Source organism: Aeromicrobium sp. (assembly GCF_047606445.1).
Lineage (GTDB): Bacteria > Actinomycetota > Actinomycetes > Propionibacteriales > Nocardioidaceae > Aeromicrobium.
Window position 1 is genome coordinate 1 of the sequence record NZ_JASGEK010000017.1, and the last position, 17,617, is coordinate 17,617.

Annotated in this window: 17 protein-coding genes and 1 riboswitch; of the genes, 5 read left to right on the forward strand and 12 right to left on the reverse strand. The window is 67.5% G+C overall.

Translation table 11 applies throughout. The features are described from left to right. Positions 1 to 185 precede the first annotated feature (185 nt). The gene (locus tag QM621_RS04260) at positions 186 to 1,064 is read left to right on the forward strand and encodes a transglutaminase domain-containing protein (protein WP_414989118.1); all 879 of its coding nucleotides are present in this window, start codon (positions 186 to 188) and stop codon (positions 1,062 to 1,064) included. Then, positions 1,061 to 1,927 carry a CAP domain-containing protein gene (locus QM621_RS04265; protein WP_414989119.1) on the forward strand — a complete coding sequence of 289 codons (867 nt, stop codon included), beginning with the start codon at positions 1,061 to 1,063 and terminating at the stop codon, positions 1,925 to 1,927. Before QM621_RS04260 ends, QM621_RS04265 begins: the two co-directional genes overlap by 4 nt. A gap of 19 nt (positions 1,928 to 1,946) precedes the next feature. Here the strand turns inward: QM621_RS04265 and QM621_RS04270 are convergent, their stop codons facing one another. Next, positions 1,947 to 2,567, reverse strand: a complete 621-nt coding sequence (locus tag QM621_RS04270; protein WP_414989120.1) for a cysteine hydrolase family protein — start codon at positions 2,565 to 2,567, stop codon at positions 1,947 to 1,949. Continuing rightward, positions 2,551 to 3,486, reverse strand: coding sequence for a hypothetical protein (locus QM621_RS04275; RefSeq protein WP_414989121.1), 936 nt, complete (start codon positions 3,484 to 3,486; stop codon positions 2,551 to 2,553). Before QM621_RS04275 ends, QM621_RS04270 begins: the two co-directional genes overlap by 17 nt. A gap of 245 nt (positions 3,487 to 3,731) precedes the next feature. Between QM621_RS04275 and QM621_RS04280 the strand changes: the two genes are divergently transcribed. Next, complete coding sequence (locus QM621_RS04280; protein WP_414989122.1) at positions 3,732 to 4,142, forward strand: hypothetical protein; 411 nt, start codon at positions 3,732 to 3,734, stop codon at positions 4,140 to 4,142. A gap of 9 nt (positions 4,143 to 4,151) precedes the next feature. Beyond that, positions 4,152 to 6,077 (forward strand): hypothetical protein, encoded by a 1,926-nt coding sequence (locus QM621_RS04285; RefSeq protein ID WP_414989123.1) that lies wholly within the window; start codon positions 4,152 to 4,154, stop codon positions 6,075 to 6,077. Here QM621_RS04285 and QM621_RS04290 read toward each other — a convergent pair. The 9 genes from QM621_RS04290 to QM621_RS04330 form a co-directional block, all read right to left on the reverse strand. Next, the gene (locus QM621_RS04290; protein WP_414989124.1) at positions 6,061 to 6,888 is read right to left on the reverse strand and encodes a hypothetical protein; all 828 of its coding nucleotides are present in this window, start codon (positions 6,886 to 6,888) and stop codon (positions 6,061 to 6,063) included. The genes QM621_RS04285 and QM621_RS04290 overlap by 17 nt on opposite strands. A gap of 49 nt (positions 6,889 to 6,937) precedes the next feature. Beyond that, on the reverse strand, positions 6,938 to 8,098 hold the full coding sequence (locus QM621_RS04295; protein WP_414989125.1) for a hypothetical protein: 1,161 nt from the start codon (positions 8,096 to 8,098) through the stop codon (positions 6,938 to 6,940). Beyond that, positions 8,095 to 8,805: a hypothetical protein gene (locus tag QM621_RS04300; RefSeq protein WP_414989126.1), complete on the reverse strand. Its 711-nt coding sequence runs from the start codon at positions 8,803 to 8,805 to the stop codon at positions 8,095 to 8,097. The genes QM621_RS04295 and QM621_RS04300 overlap by 4 nt, the downstream gene beginning before the upstream one ends. Next, positions 8,802 to 9,509 (reverse strand): hypothetical protein, encoded by a 708-nt coding sequence (locus tag QM621_RS04305; RefSeq protein WP_414989127.1) that lies wholly within the window; start codon positions 9,507 to 9,509, stop codon positions 8,802 to 8,804. Before QM621_RS04305 ends, QM621_RS04300 begins: the two co-directional genes overlap by 4 nt. Positions 9,510 to 9,647: 138 nt before the next feature. After that, positions 9,648 to 11,240, reverse strand: coding sequence for a phospholipase D family protein (locus tag QM621_RS04310; RefSeq protein ID WP_414989128.1), 1,593 nt, complete (start codon positions 11,238 to 11,240; stop codon positions 9,648 to 9,650). Positions 11,241 to 11,264: 24 nt separating this feature from the next. Continuing rightward, positions 11,265 to 11,696 carry a hypothetical protein gene (locus QM621_RS04315; protein ID WP_414989129.1) on the reverse strand — a complete coding sequence of 144 codons (432 nt, stop codon included), beginning with the start codon at positions 11,694 to 11,696 and terminating at the stop codon, positions 11,265 to 11,267. Between the two features lie 3 nt (positions 11,697 to 11,699). Further along, complete coding sequence (locus tag QM621_RS04320; protein WP_414989130.1) at positions 11,700 to 12,683, reverse strand: ribonucleotide-diphosphate reductase subunit beta; 984 nt, start codon at positions 12,681 to 12,683, stop codon at positions 11,700 to 11,702. Between the two features lie 32 nt (positions 12,684 to 12,715). Then, the gene (locus QM621_RS04325; RefSeq protein WP_414989131.1) at positions 12,716 to 15,286 is read right to left on the reverse strand and encodes a ribonucleoside-diphosphate reductase subunit alpha; all 2,571 of its coding nucleotides are present in this window, start codon (positions 15,284 to 15,286) and stop codon (positions 12,716 to 12,718) included. 107 nt (positions 15,287 to 15,393) lie between these two features. After that, positions 15,394 to 15,597, reverse strand: a riboswitch (cobalamin riboswitch). 90 nt (positions 15,598 to 15,687) lie between these two features. Continuing rightward, positions 15,688 to 16,050 carry a hypothetical protein gene (locus QM621_RS04330; RefSeq protein WP_414989132.1) on the reverse strand — a complete coding sequence of 121 codons (363 nt, stop codon included), beginning with the start codon at positions 16,048 to 16,050 and terminating at the stop codon, positions 15,688 to 15,690. A 60-nt stretch (positions 16,051 to 16,110) separates the two neighbouring features. Between QM621_RS04330 and QM621_RS04335 the strand changes: the two genes are divergently transcribed. After that, the gene (locus QM621_RS04335) at positions 16,111 to 17,151 is read left to right on the forward strand and encodes a 3-hydroxyisobutyryl-CoA hydrolase (protein WP_414989133.1); all 1,041 of its coding nucleotides are present in this window, start codon (positions 16,111 to 16,113) and stop codon (positions 17,149 to 17,151) included. On the opposite strand, the gene rraA is transcribed toward QM621_RS04335, so the two are convergent. Next, complete coding sequence (gene rraA, locus QM621_RS04340; RefSeq protein ID WP_414989134.1) at positions 17,135 to 17,608, reverse strand: ribonuclease E activity regulator RraA; 474 nt, start codon at positions 17,606 to 17,608, stop codon at positions 17,135 to 17,137. The genes QM621_RS04335 and rraA overlap by 17 nt on opposite strands. Between the last annotated feature and the right edge of the window lie 9 nt (positions 17,609 to 17,617).

The window sequence follows — 17,617 nt, forward strand, 5'->3', positions numbered from 1 at the left end:
AGCCAACAACGACAACCCCAAGCCCTACACCTGGACAGCCACCGCCGAGGACATCCTCGCCAAAGTCGCCCGCGCCCGGACCACACTCAACGAAATAGTCAACTAAAACTGCGCCGGACCACTAGGTACTTCGTCATGACAACAGCGACACCCCACCGGCTCGCCCCGTCTCGTTGGGAGGATCTGTGACAGCACCCGCGTCGAAGCGCATCTTCGTCAGCGACCGGCACTTCGTGACCACGCCCGTCGCCGTCAGGCCGGCGAAGATCAGCCGTCGTGACTGGGACGGCCTCGCGGTCATCAACGACCACATCATCGATCACGTCAGCTACGACCACGCCCGCGCCGCTATCACGAAGAACCGCGAGCAGCTCACGCCCCAGATGACCCTCGACCGCGGGCGCGGCGTGTGCAGCGACTACGCGGCGCTGTTCGAGAAGATCGCGCGGCAGGAGGGCTTCACGGCCAGGTCGGTCACCAGCGACCGGCTCAATCACGCCTGGAACGAGGTCAAACTGGCCGGACGCTGGTGGATCGTCGACGTCACCTGGAACGACGGCGAGATCTTCCACGACGGCCGCCCGATCCCGCCGGTCGTCACCAGCGACCCGGACTACCGCAAGCGCTACTTCCTGACGACGGTCGAGCGCGAAAGGCTCCTGCGCCGCCACGACCTGTTGGACGAGACCCACGACGTCCGCGACCAGAAACCTGTGGACTACGAGCGCTCTCGACAGGCCATCCGCATCATGGACCGGCGCAACGAGGAGGTCCGCCGTCGCAACGAGGTCGCCGCACGGCAGCGCGCTCTGGTCGACCAGCATCAGGCGCTCGTCCGTGAGTACAACAGCATCGTCCGGCGGCACAACGCCGCGACCGGCCGGGCCACCCGGGAGGCGCACAGCGCGAGCCTGGACCGCCTCAAAGTCAAGGAGGCCGAGTTGTCGGCGCTCATCGACCGCGCGAACGAGCGCGTCGAGGAACACGACCGGCTCATCGCCGAACTGTTGGGGCGTTACGAACGTCTGGCGGCCCGGCACTCGCTGGTGGTGAGCTACTCATGAGGCGCGCGCTGGTCGCGGTCGGCTTGGTCGTCGCGCTGGTCGCGGGGTGCGGCGGGGAACCGCCGGCCGAGACCCCCACGGAGCCGACGCCCGTGGTCGACACCCCGGTGTCGGTGTTGAACGAGCACCGTGAGGCGGCGGGCGCGCGACCCGTGGAGCACCGTGAGGAGCTCGACACGGTGGCCCGTCAACTCCTCGACGAGGTGGTCGTCGGCCGCGCGCCGACACAGGAGTACTTCAGCACGCGCATGGACGCCGCCAGTTTCCCTCACGGCGCATACGCGCAGGCGACGGGCGACGCCAGCTCGACGACGGTGGAGCTGACCGAATGGTGGATCGAGGAGGGCCGGACCAACGACCGCCTCCTCGACGACGCCTTCGGCTACGCGGGCTCGGCCGACGCCGAGTACGGTGACGGGGCGCGGGCCGTGGTGCTCGTGGTCGGCTACCGCGCCGACGACGGAACCCTGCCGCTGGCGTCCGACGGAGCCGCGGAGGCGCTGGAGCTGACCAACGCCGAACGCGCCCGCCACGGTCTGCCGCCGCTCACCCTCGACGACGAGTTGAACGCCGCCGCGCAACTCCAAGCCGACCATCAGGCCGAGATCCTGACGATGACCCATGATGGCCTTGGCGGACTGGCCAGCCGACTCGGCCAAGCGGGCTATGAGGCTCTGTCCGCCGCCGAGAACGTGGCCGTCGGTCAGATGTCCATCGCCGAGGTCGTGCAGGGCTGGATCGACTCCCCCGGCCACCACGCCAACATCGTCACACCCGAGTTCACCCACATGGGCTTCGCCGTCACCGTCGGCTCCGACGGCCGCGCCGCCTACTACGCCCAGGAGTTCGGCGCGCCGAAATAAGAGCAGCGAGGCCCACACGTCATTCCCGCCGCCACAGATCAGCGATCTCACGAGGCGATCTCACCTGGCCGACGATCGAGTCGATGATCGCCAAGAAGACCTTCTCCTCATGGTTCTGCCAAGGGTGCGGCTCAGCCAAGTCGCGCGGGACCACGACCTCGTACCCACGGTTCTGCGCGCCGAAGGCGGTCGCGAGAACGCACCGTCCCGCGTAGCCGCCGATCAGCACCAGCGTCGTCCTCCCGAGCGTCGAGAGGTGCTCCTCCAACGCCGCGCTCGAGAAGGCGTCGGGATAGACCTTCTCGAACACCGAGTCGCCCGACGCCGGGCTGGCGCCGACGAACTCATAACCACCGTCCAACCGTCGCATACGCGGCTCCTCCGGACGTCGCTCCCACCTCGCCAAGACGTTCGGCGGCGCGTGGTCGTCGCCTTCGGTCATCGTCGTCCAACAGACGGGAACGCCAGCGTCACGCGCGACCTCGATGAAGTCGTCGAGCTCGGCGACCGCACGCCGCATCTCCGACATCTCCTCCTTCCGGAGGAACGGGGAGACGGCGGGGTCGAGGTACCAGCGTTGTTTGTCGATCACCATGAGCACGCAGCGGCCCGGAGCCAACACGTCATTCCCCAGGCTCATAGTCGACCTTCCCCCGACCGTCGACCCGCGCCACGACGATCTCCTTATCCGTCATATCGGGATACGGCGAGTCATACTGGGCCACCCGGACCTGCCCTGCGGGCGGCACGAGACGTTTGCTCTCCAGGACGAGCCCCGGATAGTACGGATCCAGGTCGAGCGTGCGGAACAGCCGATGCAACGGGAGCCAGATCGCTTGGCTCTCCTGCCACCGCAAGTCGTCGATGTGTTTGAGGACCACGAGCACCGCGGCAAGCGCGGCCATCAACACCCCGCCGAGGACGGTGGTCACCACACCCGCGCTCGGCGCGAGCATCAGACCCCAGAGCGAGACGAACAGCGACAGCAAGACGAACCACTCGATACCGCTCACATGCTGCCGGATGAGCGCTTCGATCTGTTTGCGCCGCTCTCCCGATTGGCTCCATGTCGCCAGCATCTGCCCGTAGACGATCTCTTGAGCCGATCCGGCCGGCTCCAAGTCACGGAGCTGATCGAAGATCCGCAAGAACGACCCCGTCGACTGGTCGAAGTCGACCAGCCGGAAGTCGATCTGATCCTGCAGGTGCTCGTCGAGCAACACACGCAACTCGTCACGACAGTCCGGCCCGAAGGCGGCGGACAACTCGTACAGCGTCACGATGTCGGCGTCGCCCGCCTTGAGCAGTTCCTGAACTCGCCCGCTGGCCACGCGGGCGTTCTCCAAGGTGAAGGCGGCGAACAGGCCGAAGACGAAGTAGGCGGCCCCGGTGAGAGTCTCCGACGTCTGCCACTCCGGGAGGAGATGAGCCAGCCAGGACACGGCGAGGTGGAGCGCCAGGACCACGATCATGGCGAGCCACACGGTGGTGATCGTGCGCGTCCGGTGCCACCGCCTGACCAGCCACCGGCGCAGCCGCGGTCTCCCGATGGCCGCCATGCCTCACCGTCCTTCCCCACGCTTCGCCGACACCGCCATCCTCACAGACACGACGGGCGTCCACCAGCAGCGCTTCACAGCACGGGGACTTCTCCCCTTTCCACCAGCCCATGACCACGGTAGACAAGAAGCCACACTGACGCCGGGAGAGGTTGCGATCATCACCGAGGCCGAACTCGCGACGCCGCGACCGGATTCTCCCTACAGTGGACACCGAACCCACCCACCACAGGACCCGAGGGGCTATGCCGCTTTCCACTCTCGACGACGCCGCCGTCGCGGCCTTGCTCGACAACGCGCCGACCTACCGCAGCCGCACCCACGTGACGACTCGTCCTGTGGAGGCCGACACCGTCTGGACGACCGGAAACGGCAGCGAGCTCACCGCTCGCGAAGGGGACGTCTGGGTGAGCGACGGCGACGAGGAATGGTCCGTCGCTCCCGACGTCTTCGCCGCCACCTACACCTCTGACGGCGACGGACGCTACCGCAAGACCGCCACCGTGACCGCCGTCCAGCTCACTCGACCGGCCATCGTGTCGACCTTGGAAGGGCCGGCCGAAGCGGCCGCTGGCGACTGGCTGGTGCGCAATGTCACCGGAGAGCACTGGCCGGTGCCGCAGGCGACCTTCGAACGACGCTACGAACTCGCCTAGGAGAAGACGATGAGCACCGCCCCGTCTCCTGGTTCCGAGCGTCCAGGACTTGTCGCCCGACTCCGCTCCGCGGGCCCTTTCCTCCTCCTCGGAACAGGCCTCGCCACGACCGCCGTCTCGTTCGGCGTCTACACCCACTACTTCCCCGAGGCTGACGCCTTCTCCCGCCTGTACGCGAGCTTGCTGCTGTTCACCGGCACCTACCTCCCGCTGAGCGACCAGCCCTGGGATCCCTCGCCTCCCCCTCTTCTGGCCTATCCGGCGACGGTCGCCTTCCTCGTCACCTTGACCGCCGTCGCCGTCATCATCCGCGCGGTGTTGATCCAAGCGATCGACGTCGTCCGTTCGTTCGTCCGCTTCCCCGTCGTGGTGATCGTCGGCTCCGACGAGACCGCCGCGGCGCTCGTGCGCTCCTGCGTCCGATGGAAAGCGTCGACGGTCCTCGTCACCGAGTCCCGTGACAGCGAGGCCGCGCGAGCCTGTAGCTCGCCCGTCAGAGTGGTGCAGGTGCGGTCAGTCGAGTTCTGCGACAGCTCTCCCTCCGCCCGTCGTCTGCTCTCTCGCGCACGGCACGTTCTCATCGCGACTGACTCCGACGCCGTCAACCTCGGTCTGCGCCGTCGGATCCGAACAGTGCGTCCTGAGCGCCGCAGCGACAACCGCACGACGATCGCGGTGCTGTCCGACCCGGTGCTCACTGACACGATCCGCCCCGAACGGCTGCGTCAGTCCATCCCCGGCGAGGACCAGACGTGCCCCGCCGACAACATCGCCGAGCACATCGTGCATCTGGTCGACGTCGCTCTCACGACCCCGGTCGACGACGTCTCGGACGTGCTCCCTCCCGTAGAGGTCGAGCTGATCGATCCTGACGAGTCCACCGGGACGGTCGCTCACACCGTCGGACAGTGGCTCACTCGGATGTCCTGGTCGCGATCCTTCCTCGCCGACCACCAGGGGCGCCCCTTCCCGACCAACGACGACGGACGGCTCCCGGGACATCTCACCACCAGCCGCGTCCTCCACCAGCCGGGCACGCGCGTGGTCCGTGTCTACGCCGGCGAGGACGGAGCAGCGAACCTCACCGCCGCGCTGCGCGACCGTGTCAGCGACCAGACTCCCCCCGACCTGACCGTGGTACTGGCCGACGAGAGCCTCGCCTTGGCCGGCTATCACTCGGCAGCCCCCGACCGCCCCGAGCCGATGGGCAGCGAGGACTGGCTTCAGACGCCGGCCTCGGCCACCGCCCGGGCGTGGCAGTCCCCGCAGACCGTGATCGTGGACCCTGAAGTCGTCGGCCTCGACGTCGCCTTGGTCACCGATGATCTCGCCGAGCAGTGGGCTCGCAACTTCCATCAGACGTACGCCTTCATGTTCGCCGCCGACGAAGCGACGTCACCGGGTGTCGCCACATGGAAGCCGGGCGAGTCGTTGTCCACCTCGTTGCCCACGCTCGAACGACGTGCGGTCAAAGCCGGCGCCGACCGGGCCAAGCACCGCAAGAAGGTGCTCAACCGCGTGTCGAGCGGGATCGCGACCGAGAACATGCTCCGTTTCCTCGCTGAGGACGGCTGGGAACTGCGGCGTCACCACAGCGGCGAGCGCCCACCCGCGCCTGACTTCCCGAAGGAGTTGGTCGAGCAGATCGCCGAGAAGGAGCACGAGGACTGGCGTGGTCGCACCTGGGATGATCCCGCGTGGCGCTGGCCTTGGGACCGTCCTGGGCGGACCTACGCTGTCGCGCACGGCAGCGCCTCCGGCACCCACACGCTCTCCTTCGGCGAGCTGACCGGCTCCGAGGATCCCGATCTGCTTCGCGCCGCCGAGTACAACCGCCGTCTCGCCCGAGAGACCTATCCCGCCCTCGCCGCCCTGTTCGGCTACGCGATCGTGCGACGCGAGAACCCCGAGCAGGGTGTCAACCGCGCCGAGTGATCCCATCCTCGGCGGCGAGCCGCGCCAGTTCCCGATCGATTCTTTCGATCCATCCCAGTGGCGGCTCCGACCAGTCGAGAAGACTTTGCTCGGTCCATCGGGCACGTTCCTGCGGCGGCAAGGTCGCGTGCACTCCCTCGATATAGGCGTTCAGCACCTCACCCTGCGCCCGGCACAGATCACCGCAGGCTTCACGGATAGAGGTCATGTAAGCGATGTTCGCCGCAGCGACTCGTACGACGTCTCCCTCGGAACGGCTCTGGGCCCGCGTGTGCTTTCGGTTGAGGAGAACGAGGACCACCGCCACGCACAGGAACAAACCCACCCACCCCCAGTCGGCAACCCGGGCGTAGGGAGAGCCTTCATAGCTCTGAGTGTGCCAGGCCTGAATCACCAACAACATGACCACTATCAGCGACTGATAGGTGCTGGAGCGCCGCCAAAAAGCCTGCGGTCCGCGCCGAACGGTCAGCTCAGACGCAACTACCCGAGAGTCCAGAGGCTTGCCTCGCCTCGAAAGCATGAGTTTGCGATCGACCACGTACAGCTCGAAGTCGTAACTCGTCTGACGCAACTGATGGGAGACCTGGGCGCCCAACGACCACCATCGCGGGACGTCGATCGCGCCTTCAGCCGCCACACGACCGTCGTGTTCCCCGAGCAACCTGCCGACTCTCGCCGCCTCGGCGGCTCGGTCGGGATCGATCATCATGCGACCGGCCTTCTCGCAGACCATGCGCCGCAGAGCTTCTGACAGACCATCCAAGCACTCACGATAGGACGCCCAAGCGCCCGCCTCCGAGTCATTCATCGACATCATTCCTCGGAGACGGGCACCGCCATCGCGCTCACCCTCAGGGTCAGGAGACCACGCCGTGCTTGGCTTCCAGACGGTCGATCTCCTCGGCGAGCTCCGCCAGCCATTCAGGCTCGTCCATCTGGTCGTCGAGCAGCCGCTGGTGGTTCCAGTCGTCGGCGATCCGGTTGGAGAGCGTGCTCCGCACACCGGAGATATAGGCGCGGATCACGTCTTGGCGCACCTCCACCATCTCGGCGTACAGGTGCCTGAACTGGTCCAAATAGGCCAGATCGGCAGCCACAACCTCGTCGGGAGTCAGCGCGTTACGCGCCGCCTCGGCCGCGGCCTCCGTGTCCGCGTGCCACGCCCGGTAGAGGTCAATCAAATGCGTGAGCATCAACGTCACAGTGACCGCGAACAGCAGGGACACGTAAGAACCGAGTTTGACCAATGAGTACGCACCGTCGCCGTCGTCTCCCTCGGCGCCACCGCTCACACCGCCGCCCGTCACACCGCCACCGCCGTTTGAAGACGGCTCGACCTGACCCGACATCACCAGTCCCGCGCAGATGATGGCGGTGAAGAAGCCGAGCAACGTCAACACGACGGAGACGATGATGATCTTCTTCACCGAGCCTCGAGCGGCGATCATCACTCCCTGAGCGACGACAACGCCGATCACGGCGAACAAGATCGGCAACACTAACGCCAGGATGTGGGCCTCCGTGTCATCGACCTCGAAGATGCGTTGCGTCCATTCGATTCCGACGAAGTACTCGAAAACAGCGACCGCGACCAACGCGACCAACATGAAGGCATGCCGACGGAGAAAGTGGAGCACTTTTTGCCCCAGCGACGGCTCCTCCTGCGGCGGCTCCTGTGTCAGGTCCTCGCCTTCGCGAGACCGCTTGATCGACATGCTGACCTCAGCGCCCATGGCGTGCATCGCACTCTGCACGGAGTTGAGGATCAGGTCCTCGGACGGCATCACCTTCGTCGGCGAGTGCTCGTCGACTCCCGGAGCCTGGCCGTCCTTCTCACCGATCGCCCCGCCAACCGTCACAGCCTCCGCCGCACGGTCCTTACGGATCAGCGGCTGACGGGTCACGTCATAGGCGAACATGTCGCCGCACGCGGCGGTCAGCTGACCTCGTAAGTCCAAACTCTTGGCGGGAGCGGACACTCCTGTGGTCGTCGTCTCGGTCATCTGGTCCTCACTCACTGTTGGAATGTGACGCTCGCGCCCGTCAGGGCGGCGAACTCCTCATAGAAAGCACGCAGGCCCTGCACCTCGGTGCTCTGCATGTCCGCGCCGCGCGCCAATCCGACGAACTCGATCTCGACACCAGACATATCCGGCTTCATCGAGTCGGCGAGCGCGTTCAACTGCTGCTCACGCCAGGCAGGGTCGGACACACTCGGCGAGCACAATTCGAACAGGTACGTCTGGCAGCCGTCGCTCACCATCACGATGGACTTGTCCCCAGGGGTGTCCTTGAGCATCTGGTAGGACTCGACGATGGCCCCGACGACATCGGTGCCGTCACCTTCCACGGACTCCTTCGCGCAGTCGAGGTACGGCTCCACGGCTTCCACCGCCGGAACGATGTACGACTCTTTCGCGTCCTTCATCGACGTGGAAGAGCTCGACCACTCCAAAGTCACTTTGAGCGGCTCGCACGTCGGCGTGCCGACCTTGTAGTTGAAGGCCAGCATCGACACCGTCTCCGGCGCCTCCATGCCTTCCACCGCAGCCTGCATGGCGGCCTTCGCCTCCTCACGCATGCTCGCCTCCTCGGCGCTGCCCGACACGTCAGCGGCGATCACCGTCCCGCTGGCCGGCGGCGCCTCGCCTCCGCCGCAAGCCGTCAATCCACCAAGTGCGAGGGCGGCCGTCGCGACCGCTCCCCATCGACGCGTCCTCTTCATGTCTGTGGCCCGCCTTCCTGCGCGAAGTTCAACGCGCGTTCAATCTGTTCACGTGCGGTGTGCTGGCCGAAGTCGAGCATGTCGTCGGTCAACGGCAAACGCTCCGGGTCCCAGCGTGTGGCGAGGATATGGCCGAACTCGTGGGCGTCCTTCAACTCGTGGACGAACTCACCGCAGATCGCGTCAAAGTGCGACAACAACGCCTGAGTCCTCAACAAGAGCGCCCGCTCGAGTCGTTTCATCTCAGCTTCCAACTCGGCCAGTTCTGGGTACAGAGCGATGAACGAGTCCCAGTTGCGCTTGCTGTTCGGCTCGTTGTTGGCCTCACGGAAGCCTTGCAAAATCCTGGTCGTCACATCGGCGATCTGTTCCTTAGTCGGTTGGAACAGTTCGGTGGCCGCGGCGGCGCGCCCGTAGACCGCGTTCGTCACAACGCCGCGAAGCCGAGTCAAACCGTCAGGTTCGTCCAACGGCTTCGGCGCCGTGACGTCAGGGATCAACTTCGCGCCCGACTCACGAGCGTCACGCAGAAAACTCTCGCGCAGGGCGTCGGACGGCACCCAGTACGTGAACCCCAGGAACTCGTCCAAGGGTGTTCCATGATCGCCGGGCGTCACTTCGACCCAGGCGGGTTTGTCCGCCGACTCCGCCCCATCGGAACTCTCAGTCTTCTCAGACTTCTTGTCGGTGAATGGCCACACCACAGTTCGTCCTCTTCCCGCGACGACAGGACCTCGACGCTACGGGCTGAGGCTATCGAAGTTTCCTCGCCCCTGGGGCCGATTCCTCCGATTTTGGGCTTTCACCCTGTCCACACTTTTGAGGGCTTGTGCGGAACAGTCTTATCTGATAATGACCGGGATATCCCCTCGGAAAACCCTCCGGCGGCGCAGCACGCGCGGGCGGCCGTCGGGGTCGTGGAGGTAGCGGTACCAAGGGGCGGCGAGGGCCTGGCGGAACAGCGGGAGGGTGGGTTCGGGGAGGCGGCGCAGGCGTCCGGGCGGACGGGGGCCGCGACGTCCGGCTCGATGCCACTCCTCGAGCGCGTCGGCGGTGCGGGCGAAGGCCTCGAACATGTCCTGATGGCCGACGGGAGCCTCCTCGACCGCGACGTCCAGGTGCTCGGCGGCCAGCGTGAGCCGCAGCTTCCGCCCGTAGGCGCTGTGGTCGTCGCCCTCGGGGTCGATGACGACCGCCGACAGCTCGGAGTCGTTCGTCCAGGACCGGCGGCAGAAGTTGTCCGAGCCGATGGATGCCCACCAGTCGTCGAGCACGCAGACCTTCGCGTGCACGTAGACCGGCCGGCCGGCGTGGTTCTCGATCCCGTAGAACGCGACGCGGTCGGGCGCGGCGGCGTAGACCCGGCGCAGCGCACGCAACCGTCCGAGCACCTGCGGGTCGCGGGCGAACCAGCCGTCCTGATCCGGGAACTGCGGCAGCACGCCAATCAGCCGGAGGTCGGGGTTCTGTTCCAGCGCCTCCACGAGGACATCGCTCATCTGCTGACCCCAGAGGAACTGGTCCTCCAGATAGATGAGCGACCGGGCGCGCTGGACGGCCTTGCTGTAGCCGCGCGCCACCGACCGCTCGCCGTCCGGCGCGAAGTCATAGGACCACCCCGGCCCGAGCTTCGGGTAGGTGCGGAGCAGTTGGACCCGGTGGTCGGCCGCCTCACGCGGCGGGGGCGGGAGCTGCGGCGGCAGCGGGCGGCGCTCGTCGTGGACGCCTCGGAGCCGGTCCTGGAGGTGGCGCAGCGGGTGACGGGTCAGCGGGGTGGCGTCCTCCCAGCGTTCCCGGAACACCGTCTCGACATCATGCACGACCGGACCTTGCAACGCCACCTGCACGTCGTGCCAGGCGGGGCGGTCCCCGTACTCGGCGGCGATGGGGTCGGCCTGCGGATCACCCTCGTGCGCGGCGTCGTCGCGGCGGCCATGGCACAGGTCGATCCCGCCGACGAAGGCGATGTCGCGCGACGGGTCGTCGGCGTGCCGGATGACGAGGAACTTCTGGTGGTGCGCGCCTCCGGCCCTGACCCTCATGTCGAGCTGGACGTCGGCGCCGCGCTCTTGGAGGAGTTCGCCGAGCCGGTGGTGCTTCTCGGTCGCGTAGCCGAGCAGGCCGCTGTGCGAGCGCCAGACGAGCGCCCGAACATCGGCGCCCCGGTCGAGCGCGCGGCCGAAGACCTCGGCGACCTCCGAGTCGGGATCGTCGGTGAGCCGCTGGTCGGGGTCGCCCTGCCAGTCGGTGACGCAGATCAGATCGCCGGGGCCGGTCGCCTCGATCCGCTCGAAAAGCTCGGCGAAATAGGTCGCCCCGTGGATCAGTGGACGGGCGAGGTTGCCGTCGCTCCACGCCTGGTCGCCCGGATGCCGCGCGTCGATGCGAGTCGCCGGGTTGCCGCGCTCCGACGCGGTCAGGAACCACTCGCTCATCTCGCCGCCCTTCCGAACGTGAGATTACTCCGCCGAGGGCCACCGCCGGTTCCACGCGACGACCTCGCTCACTCCCTGGTCGGGGTCGTCGGCCAACTGGTCGAGCACGTCGGCCGGGGTGTCCCGGTGCGCCGCCGTCCAGCGGCGCACCGGGGCCTGATCGTCGGTCGCGAGCCGGGCCAGAATCTCCGGCGTGGCTCGCGGGCTGCGCGCGACACAGCAGCGCACCGACATCTCCGGATCACCAGCCAACCGCTCCAACGCCTCGGCCGGGATGTGCGCGTTGAGCGCCGCGCTCTCGCGCACCCGGGGGTCGTCGGACTCCGCCAACAGCGCCACCCGACGCCGCTTGCTCTCACCGATCTCCGGCGACGCGAAGGTCGCCACCGGCGGCGCCCCGGCCGCCTCGCGCAGCCGCTCCCGCTGCCGAGGCGTCCAGAAGGTCACGCAGGACATGGCTCAGGAGTCCGCTCGGGCGTTCACCTCGTAGGAGGTGTTGATCGACTCGAAGAAGTTGACCAGTTGGAGCGTGTCATTGGCGGTGGCCATCCACTTCGCCGGGTTCGCCGCGTTGAAGTGCGGGCCGAAGCCCAACTCGTCGAGCCGGCGGTCGGCCAGATAGCGCACGTACTGGTTGATGTAGTCGGCGTTCAGCCCGAGGATGCCGTTGGGCAGCAGATCCCGGTTGTACTCCTCCTCCATCTCGACCGCGTCGAGGATCATGTGCCGGATCTCGTCGGCGAACTCCGGCGTCGCGACGTCGGGGTTCTCCTCCAACACCGTCAGGATCAGGTTCAGGCCGAACTTCAGGTGCAGGCTCTCGTCGCGCACGATCCACTCGATGAGCGAGCCGAAATTGCGCAAAAGATTCCGTTGGCGAAAACTTAATGCCACCATGAAGCCCGAGTAGAACCAGATGCCCTCGAGGATCACGTTGTAGGCGACCAGGTTGCGGACGAAATCGCGCTTGCCCTCCGTGGTGGAGATGTCGAGGGTCTGCTCGGTCATGCGCTTGATGAAGCGGATCTCGAACTCCTCCTTGCGCGCCATCGACGGCACCGTCACATGCGACTCGTAGGCGGCCACCCGGTCGATCGGGAAGGTCTCCAGCACGTACTCGAAGCTCATGCAGTGGTTGGCCTCCTCCCACATCTGCTTGGCGAGGTAGAGGTGGCACTCCGCCGCGTTGACGTAGGGATAGACACCGAAGGCGAGCGCCTTGTTGACCAACAGCTCGTTCGGGTTGAAGTAGCTCATGAGGAAGGTGAGCGCGTGACGCTCCTCCTCGGTCATCCGCTCGAAGTCGGACAGGTCCTCGCCGAGCTGGATCTCGTTGGGGAACCAGGTGTTGGCGACGGCCTGGTCGTACAACTCCATCGCCCAGGGGTAGGTGACGGGTTTGAGGAGGAGTCCTTCCTCAATCCCGGTGCCGAGAATGCCCATGGTGTCTCGCTTTCGTTAGATCGCCGGGAAGGTCACTGGCAGGACTCGCACTGGAGGCGCTCCTGGGGGTCGATGGGGCACATCGCGCCATCGACGAAGTCGAGCTCCTCGACCTCCTCCGGCACGACCTCGACCTTCGGCTCGGGCTTCGCGACCGCGCCGAACCCGCGGGCGGCGGGTGCGGCCACCGGGGCGGGCGCCGCAGCCCCGAAACCACGACGCGGGGCGCCCGCACCGCTGGGGGCGGCGGCCTTGTTCACCTTGACCGTGCTCTGCTCGGCGGTGTGCCGGGGCATCATGTGCAGGTAGTAGGTGGTCTTGACGCCCTTCTTCCAGGCGGCCGCGTACAGGTCGACCATCTCGCCGACGTCGCGGCTGGCCAGGTAGATGTTGCGGCTGATGGCCTGGTCGATCCACTTCTGCGCCCGCGAGGCGACCTCCAAGAAGGCGTACGGGGTCAACTGGAAGCTGGTCTGGTAGATCTCGACCAGTTCAGCGGGCACCCCCTCGACCTTGCTCAGGTCGCCCTGGTGGCGCAGCAGGTCCTCGCGGACCGTCTCCCACAGGCCCAGCTCGCGCAGGTCCTCGACGAGGTTGCGGTTGACCTCCAGGAACTTGCCCGCGCTGGTCGAGCGGCTGAAAATCTGGCTGAACTGCGGGTCGAGGCCCGGCGTGGTGCCCGCGACGAGGCCGATGGACGCGGTCGGCGCGATGGCCATCAGCGTGGAGTTGCGGATGCCGCCGGCGACCTTCGCGCGCAGCGCGTCCCAGTCGAGGCGGGTCGTGCGGTCCACCTCGACCGGCACGCCCCGGTCGGTCTCCAACCGGTCGATGGAGTCGAAGGGCACCAGGCCGCGGCTCCAGCCCGACCCCTCGAAGTTCGGGTAGGCGCCGCGCTCGCGGGCGAGGTCGGCCGAGGCGTCGATGGCGTGCCAGGAGACGAACTCCATGATCTGGTCCATCAGCTCGTAGGACTCCTCCGAGGCGTAGGAGAAGCCGAACTTCTCCACGACGTCGGTGAAGCCCATGACGCCGAGGCCGAGCGCGCGGTTCTCCTCGTTGGAGTGCTCCGACTCCGACACCGAGCTGAGCGTGATGTCGATGAGGTTGTCGAGCTGGCGCACCGCCAGACGCGTCGAGGCGGCCAGGCGGTCCCAGTCGACCTTGGCCCGCTGGCGGCGTCCGGTGACGTGCCGCGACAGGTTGATCGACGCGAGGTTGCAGACCGCCACGTTGTCACGGTCCTGCGGAAGCGTGATCTCGGTGCACAGGTTCGACAGGTGGATCGTGCCGGTGTTGTCGTTGAGCGCGCGGGTGTTGATCGTGTCCTTCCAGGTCAGCCACGGGTGGCTGGTGGTCTGCAGGCTCACGAGGATGGCGCGGAACTGCTCGCGCGCGGTGGTCTTCTTGTGCCGCAGCTCGCCGGCCTCGGCCAGCGCCGCGTACTCGGCGTAGCGGCGGCTGAACGCCGAGCCGGTCAACTCGACCAGATCCGGGGTATGCAGCGGGTCGAACAGGTACCACGGCTGGTCGTTCTCGACGCGCTTCATGAACTCGTCCGAGATCCACACGGCGGTGTTGGCGGTGCGGGTGCGGCGGTAGGGGTCGCCGGAGTTCTGCCGCAGGTCGAGGAACTGCGGGAAGTCGAGGTGCCAGTTCTCCATGTAGAAGCACAGCGCGCCGAACTTCTTGCCGCCACGGCTCACCGCGCGCAGCGTCGAGTCGATGGTGTGCATGAACGGGATCGGGCCGGTCGAGGTGGTGTTGTTGGACCGGATCGGGCTGCCCTCGGCGCGCAGCTTGGTGACCGACAGGCCGATGCCGCCGGTGCCCTTGGTCAGCCACATGACGTCGCGCACGCTCTTGGCGATGTGCTCGATGTCGTCCTCCATCTGCATGACGAAGCAGTTGGACAGCTGCGGGTAGGCGGTGCCCGCGTTGACGAGGGTGGAGCCGGCGGCCAGGTACTCCAGGCGGCTCATCTTGTCGTAGAAACGCAGCGCGGCGGCCGTCGGATCGTCCTCGTTGAGCGCCAGGCCCATCGAGACGCGCATCCAGAAGAACTGCGGCACCTCCAGCGGCGTGCCGTCGGGCTCGGTGATCATGTAGCGGTTGCGCATGGTCTGCGCGCCGATGTAGCGCAGCAGGTCGTCGCGGTCGGGGTCGATGGCCGCGCCGAGCACCTCCAAGTCGAACAGCTCGGTCAGGCGGGAGTCGAGCAGCCTCAACTCGACGCCGCGCAGGATCGAGGCGACGAAGGCCGGACCGCAGAGCGTGTAGACCTCGTCGCGGGCGACGCCCTCGCCGAAGATCTTCTTGTAGAGGCTCTTGATGAGCAGGCGAGCGGCGATGGTGTCGAAGGCGGGGTCGTCCTTGACGTTGCCGAGCGCGACGCCGATGACCGCCTCGTCGAGCTGCTCGGAGCTGATGCCGTCGAAGAGGGTGATCTCCAGCTCGGCGCGCAACTGGGTGGCGCGCTCAACCTCCTCGCCCAGGCCCGCCGCGGCCTCGGTGATGGACTGCGCGATCTGGTACCCGTCGTAGGGAACCTTCGTGCCGTCGCGCTTGACCACCCGAATCTCCGTGTGTCCAGCAGTGCTCATTCGTCGACCCCTCGTCAACTCGTCGTGTGCGGCGCGTCCGTGGCACGGAGGACGAGGAGGGGTCGCGAGGACCGATCCCCTGACCGTCCCTCGCGGTCGCGGACCCCACCCGTCGGGCGGGCGCTGGCAGGTCTTCGGACTCGTGGGCGTCGTGCTCGTCCCTAGCCCGTCGCTTCCCAGATAGGTGATCCAGTGCGTTTGACGGGTTCGTTCCCACTCACCGCTGCGGGGCAGTCCCGGAGTCCCACCGGGTTCCCTCTTACGACGACCATTCCCGGAGGAACGGCCGAACCAGCTGCGTGCGCCACCATATACGCATCATCGGACGGTTTCTAGACCCCATATCTAGTGGTTGGCCACTTTCACTGGAATCCCGGGAGGAATTCGGCGACACGCCGGTCCTAGCGCTCGAGCTGGGCTCGCAATTGCTCCACGGCCGCCTGGTCGAGGGTGACGCCGAGCGAGATGATCCTCGTCCTCGTCGGCACATGCCAGAGGTCCGCGCCGTCGATCCGCAGGTCGAACGGGCCGGCGATGGGGAAGCGTCGAGGGGCGCTCCCGAGACCCCGGAGCACCCGCACCTCGTACGGCTCGACGCGCACGACCGGTGTCAGCGGAGCCATCGCGCCCACGACCATCAGGAAGAACCCCGCCCAGACCATCACCGGCCACCCTCGGACGGCGGCGACGCCGGCGAGGAGCATGCCGGCCACGGCGACGCCCACGCCGAGCCACCTGGCCCCACCGATCATCATCGGGCTCATAGCCGAAGAGTAAGCGAACCTCGTCGAGACGAGGTCCGGACGCATGGTGAGCTAAGCCCCATGAGCGTCCGCCCCATGTTCCCGCAGGCCTCCGACTCCGGTGTGCGCGCCGAGCGTGTGGGGCGTGCGGCGCGTCTGACACTCACGCGCCCGGACCACCTCAACGCGCTCCACCACCCGATGGTCCGAGCGCTGCGGAGGTTGATCCGCCAGGTCGCTGACGATCCCGGCGCCGAGGTGATCGTGCTGTCCGGGGAGGGCCGTGGTCTGTGCGCGGGCGGCGACCTGCTCTTCTTCCATCGGTCGATCACCGCCGACGACGGCGCGGCGGTGGCGTTCTGGCGCGACCTCTACGGCCTCACCCACGACATCGCGACCTCGCCCGTCCCCGTCGTGTCGCTGCTGGACGGCTTCGTGTTCGGCGGCGGGTTCGGGGTCGCGTCGCGGGCGGCGGTGCGGGTGGTGACCGAACGCAGCCACGTGGGCATGCCGGAGACCCGTATCGGCTTCTACCCCGACACCGGAGGCCTGCATCTGCTGTCGCACGCGCGCGGCGAGGTCGGGACGTGTCTGGGCCTGTGCGCGCAGACCATCGGGGCGCGCGAGGCCCTCGACGCGGGGCTCGCCGAGCGGTTCACGCGCTCCGTGGACCTGCCTCGCCTCCTCGACCTGCTGTCGCTCATGCCGATGGAGGAGGCGCTGGACGAGGTGTGCTCGCCGGCTCCGGCGGGACCGTCCTGGGACGACCGTCCGTGGGTCGAGGAGTGCTTCGCCGGCGACGATCCTCAAGCGATCCTCGACCGCCTGCTCGCCCACGACGACTCCGCAGCGCGCGCCGCGGGCGAGACGCTGGCGACGCGTTCACCGACCATGGTCGCCGCGACGCTGCGCGGCCTGCGCCACGCGCGTTCGCTGAGCGTGCCCGAGGATCTGGCCTTCGAGCTGCGCCTGTCGGAGGCCCTGCACCGCCACCCCGACTTCCGCGAGGGCATCCGCGCCCGCCTCATCGACAAGGACGGCTCCCCCGCCTGGACCCCCGCGTCGCTCGCCGACGTCGACCTGTCCTTCCTCGATCCGGTGTTCGTCAGCGAGGCGCGGTGACGAGCAGGCCAGTGGCGTCGGCGTAGAGGACGTCGCCGGGCTCGATCCGGACGCCGCCGACGGTCACCGGGACGTCGACCTCGCCGCGGCCCTGACGGGTCGACGGGCGCGGGATGGAGCCGAGCGCGCGGACGCCCAGGTCGAGGGTTCGCAGGATCTCCACGTCGCGCACCGCCCCGGCGATCACGACGCCCGCCCAGCCCTGTTCGACGGCCCCGGCGGCGATCATGTCGCCCAGCAGCGCGCAGGTCAGCGAGCCCGCGCCGTCGACCACCAGCACCGCACCGTCACCGGGCGTGGCCAGCAGCTCCTTGACCCGCGAGTTGTCCTCCAGGCAGCGCGCCGTCCGGACGGGCCCGGAGAAGACCTCGCGTCCGCCGTAGTCGAGGAAGCCGGCGGCGAGCACACGGGCCTCGTCGCGCAGCTCGTCGTACAGGTCGGGGGTGGTCCAGCTCATCGGTGCTCC

What these genes read in the sequence shown, in the direction of transcription:
- QM621_RS04300 (WP_414989126.1), bottom strand. Translation starts at nt 8,805, where the DNA reads ATGAAGAGGACGCGTCGATGGGGAGCGGTCGCGACGGCCGCCCTCGCA.
- QM621_RS04330 (WP_414989132.1), bottom strand. Translation starts at nt 16,050, where the DNA reads ATGAGCCCGATGATGATCGGTGGGGCCAGGTGGCTCGGCGTGGGCGTC.
- QM621_RS04265 (WP_414989119.1), top strand. Translation starts at nt 1,061, where the DNA reads ATGAGGCGCGCGCTGGTCGCGGTCGGCTTGGTCGTCGCGCTGGTCGCG.
- QM621_RS04335 (WP_414989133.1), top strand. Translation starts at nt 16,111, where the DNA reads ATGAGCGTCCGCCCCATGTTCCCGCAGGCCTCCGACTCCGGTGTGCGC.
- QM621_RS04275 (WP_414989121.1), bottom strand. Translation starts at nt 3,486, where the DNA reads ATGGCGGCCATCGGGAGACCGCGGCTGCGCCGGTGGCTGGTCAGGCGG.
- QM621_RS04290 (WP_414989124.1), bottom strand. Translation starts at nt 6,888, where the DNA reads ATGAATGACTCGGAGGCGGGCGCTTGGGCGTCCTATCGTGAGTGCTTG.
- QM621_RS04320 (WP_414989130.1), bottom strand. Translation starts at nt 12,683, where the DNA reads ATGGGCATTCTCGGCACCGGGATTGAGGAAGGACTCCTCCTCAAACCC.
- QM621_RS04280 (WP_414989122.1), top strand. Translation starts at nt 3,732, where the DNA reads ATGCCGCTTTCCACTCTCGACGACGCCGCCGTCGCGGCCTTGCTCGAC.
- QM621_RS04315 (WP_414989129.1), bottom strand. Translation starts at nt 11,696, where the DNA reads ATGTCCTGCGTGACCTTCTGGACGCCTCGGCAGCGGGAGCGGCTGCGC.
- rraA (WP_414989134.1), bottom strand. Translation starts at nt 17,608, where the DNA reads ATGAGCTGGACCACCCCCGACCTGTACGACGAGCTGCGCGACGAGGCC.
- QM621_RS04310 (WP_414989128.1), bottom strand. Translation starts at nt 11,240, where the DNA reads ATGAGCGAGTGGTTCCTGACCGCGTCGGAGCGCGGCAACCCGGCGACT.
- QM621_RS04270 (WP_414989120.1), bottom strand. Translation starts at nt 2,567, where the DNA reads ATGAGCCTGGGGAATGACGTGTTGGCTCCGGGCCGCTGCGTGCTCATG.
- QM621_RS04325 (WP_414989131.1), bottom strand. Translation starts at nt 15,286, where the DNA reads ATGAGCACTGCTGGACACACGGAGATTCGGGTGGTCAAGCGCGACGGC.
- QM621_RS04285 (WP_414989123.1), top strand. Translation starts at nt 4,152, where the DNA reads ATGAGCACCGCCCCGTCTCCTGGTTCCGAGCGTCCAGGACTTGTCGCC.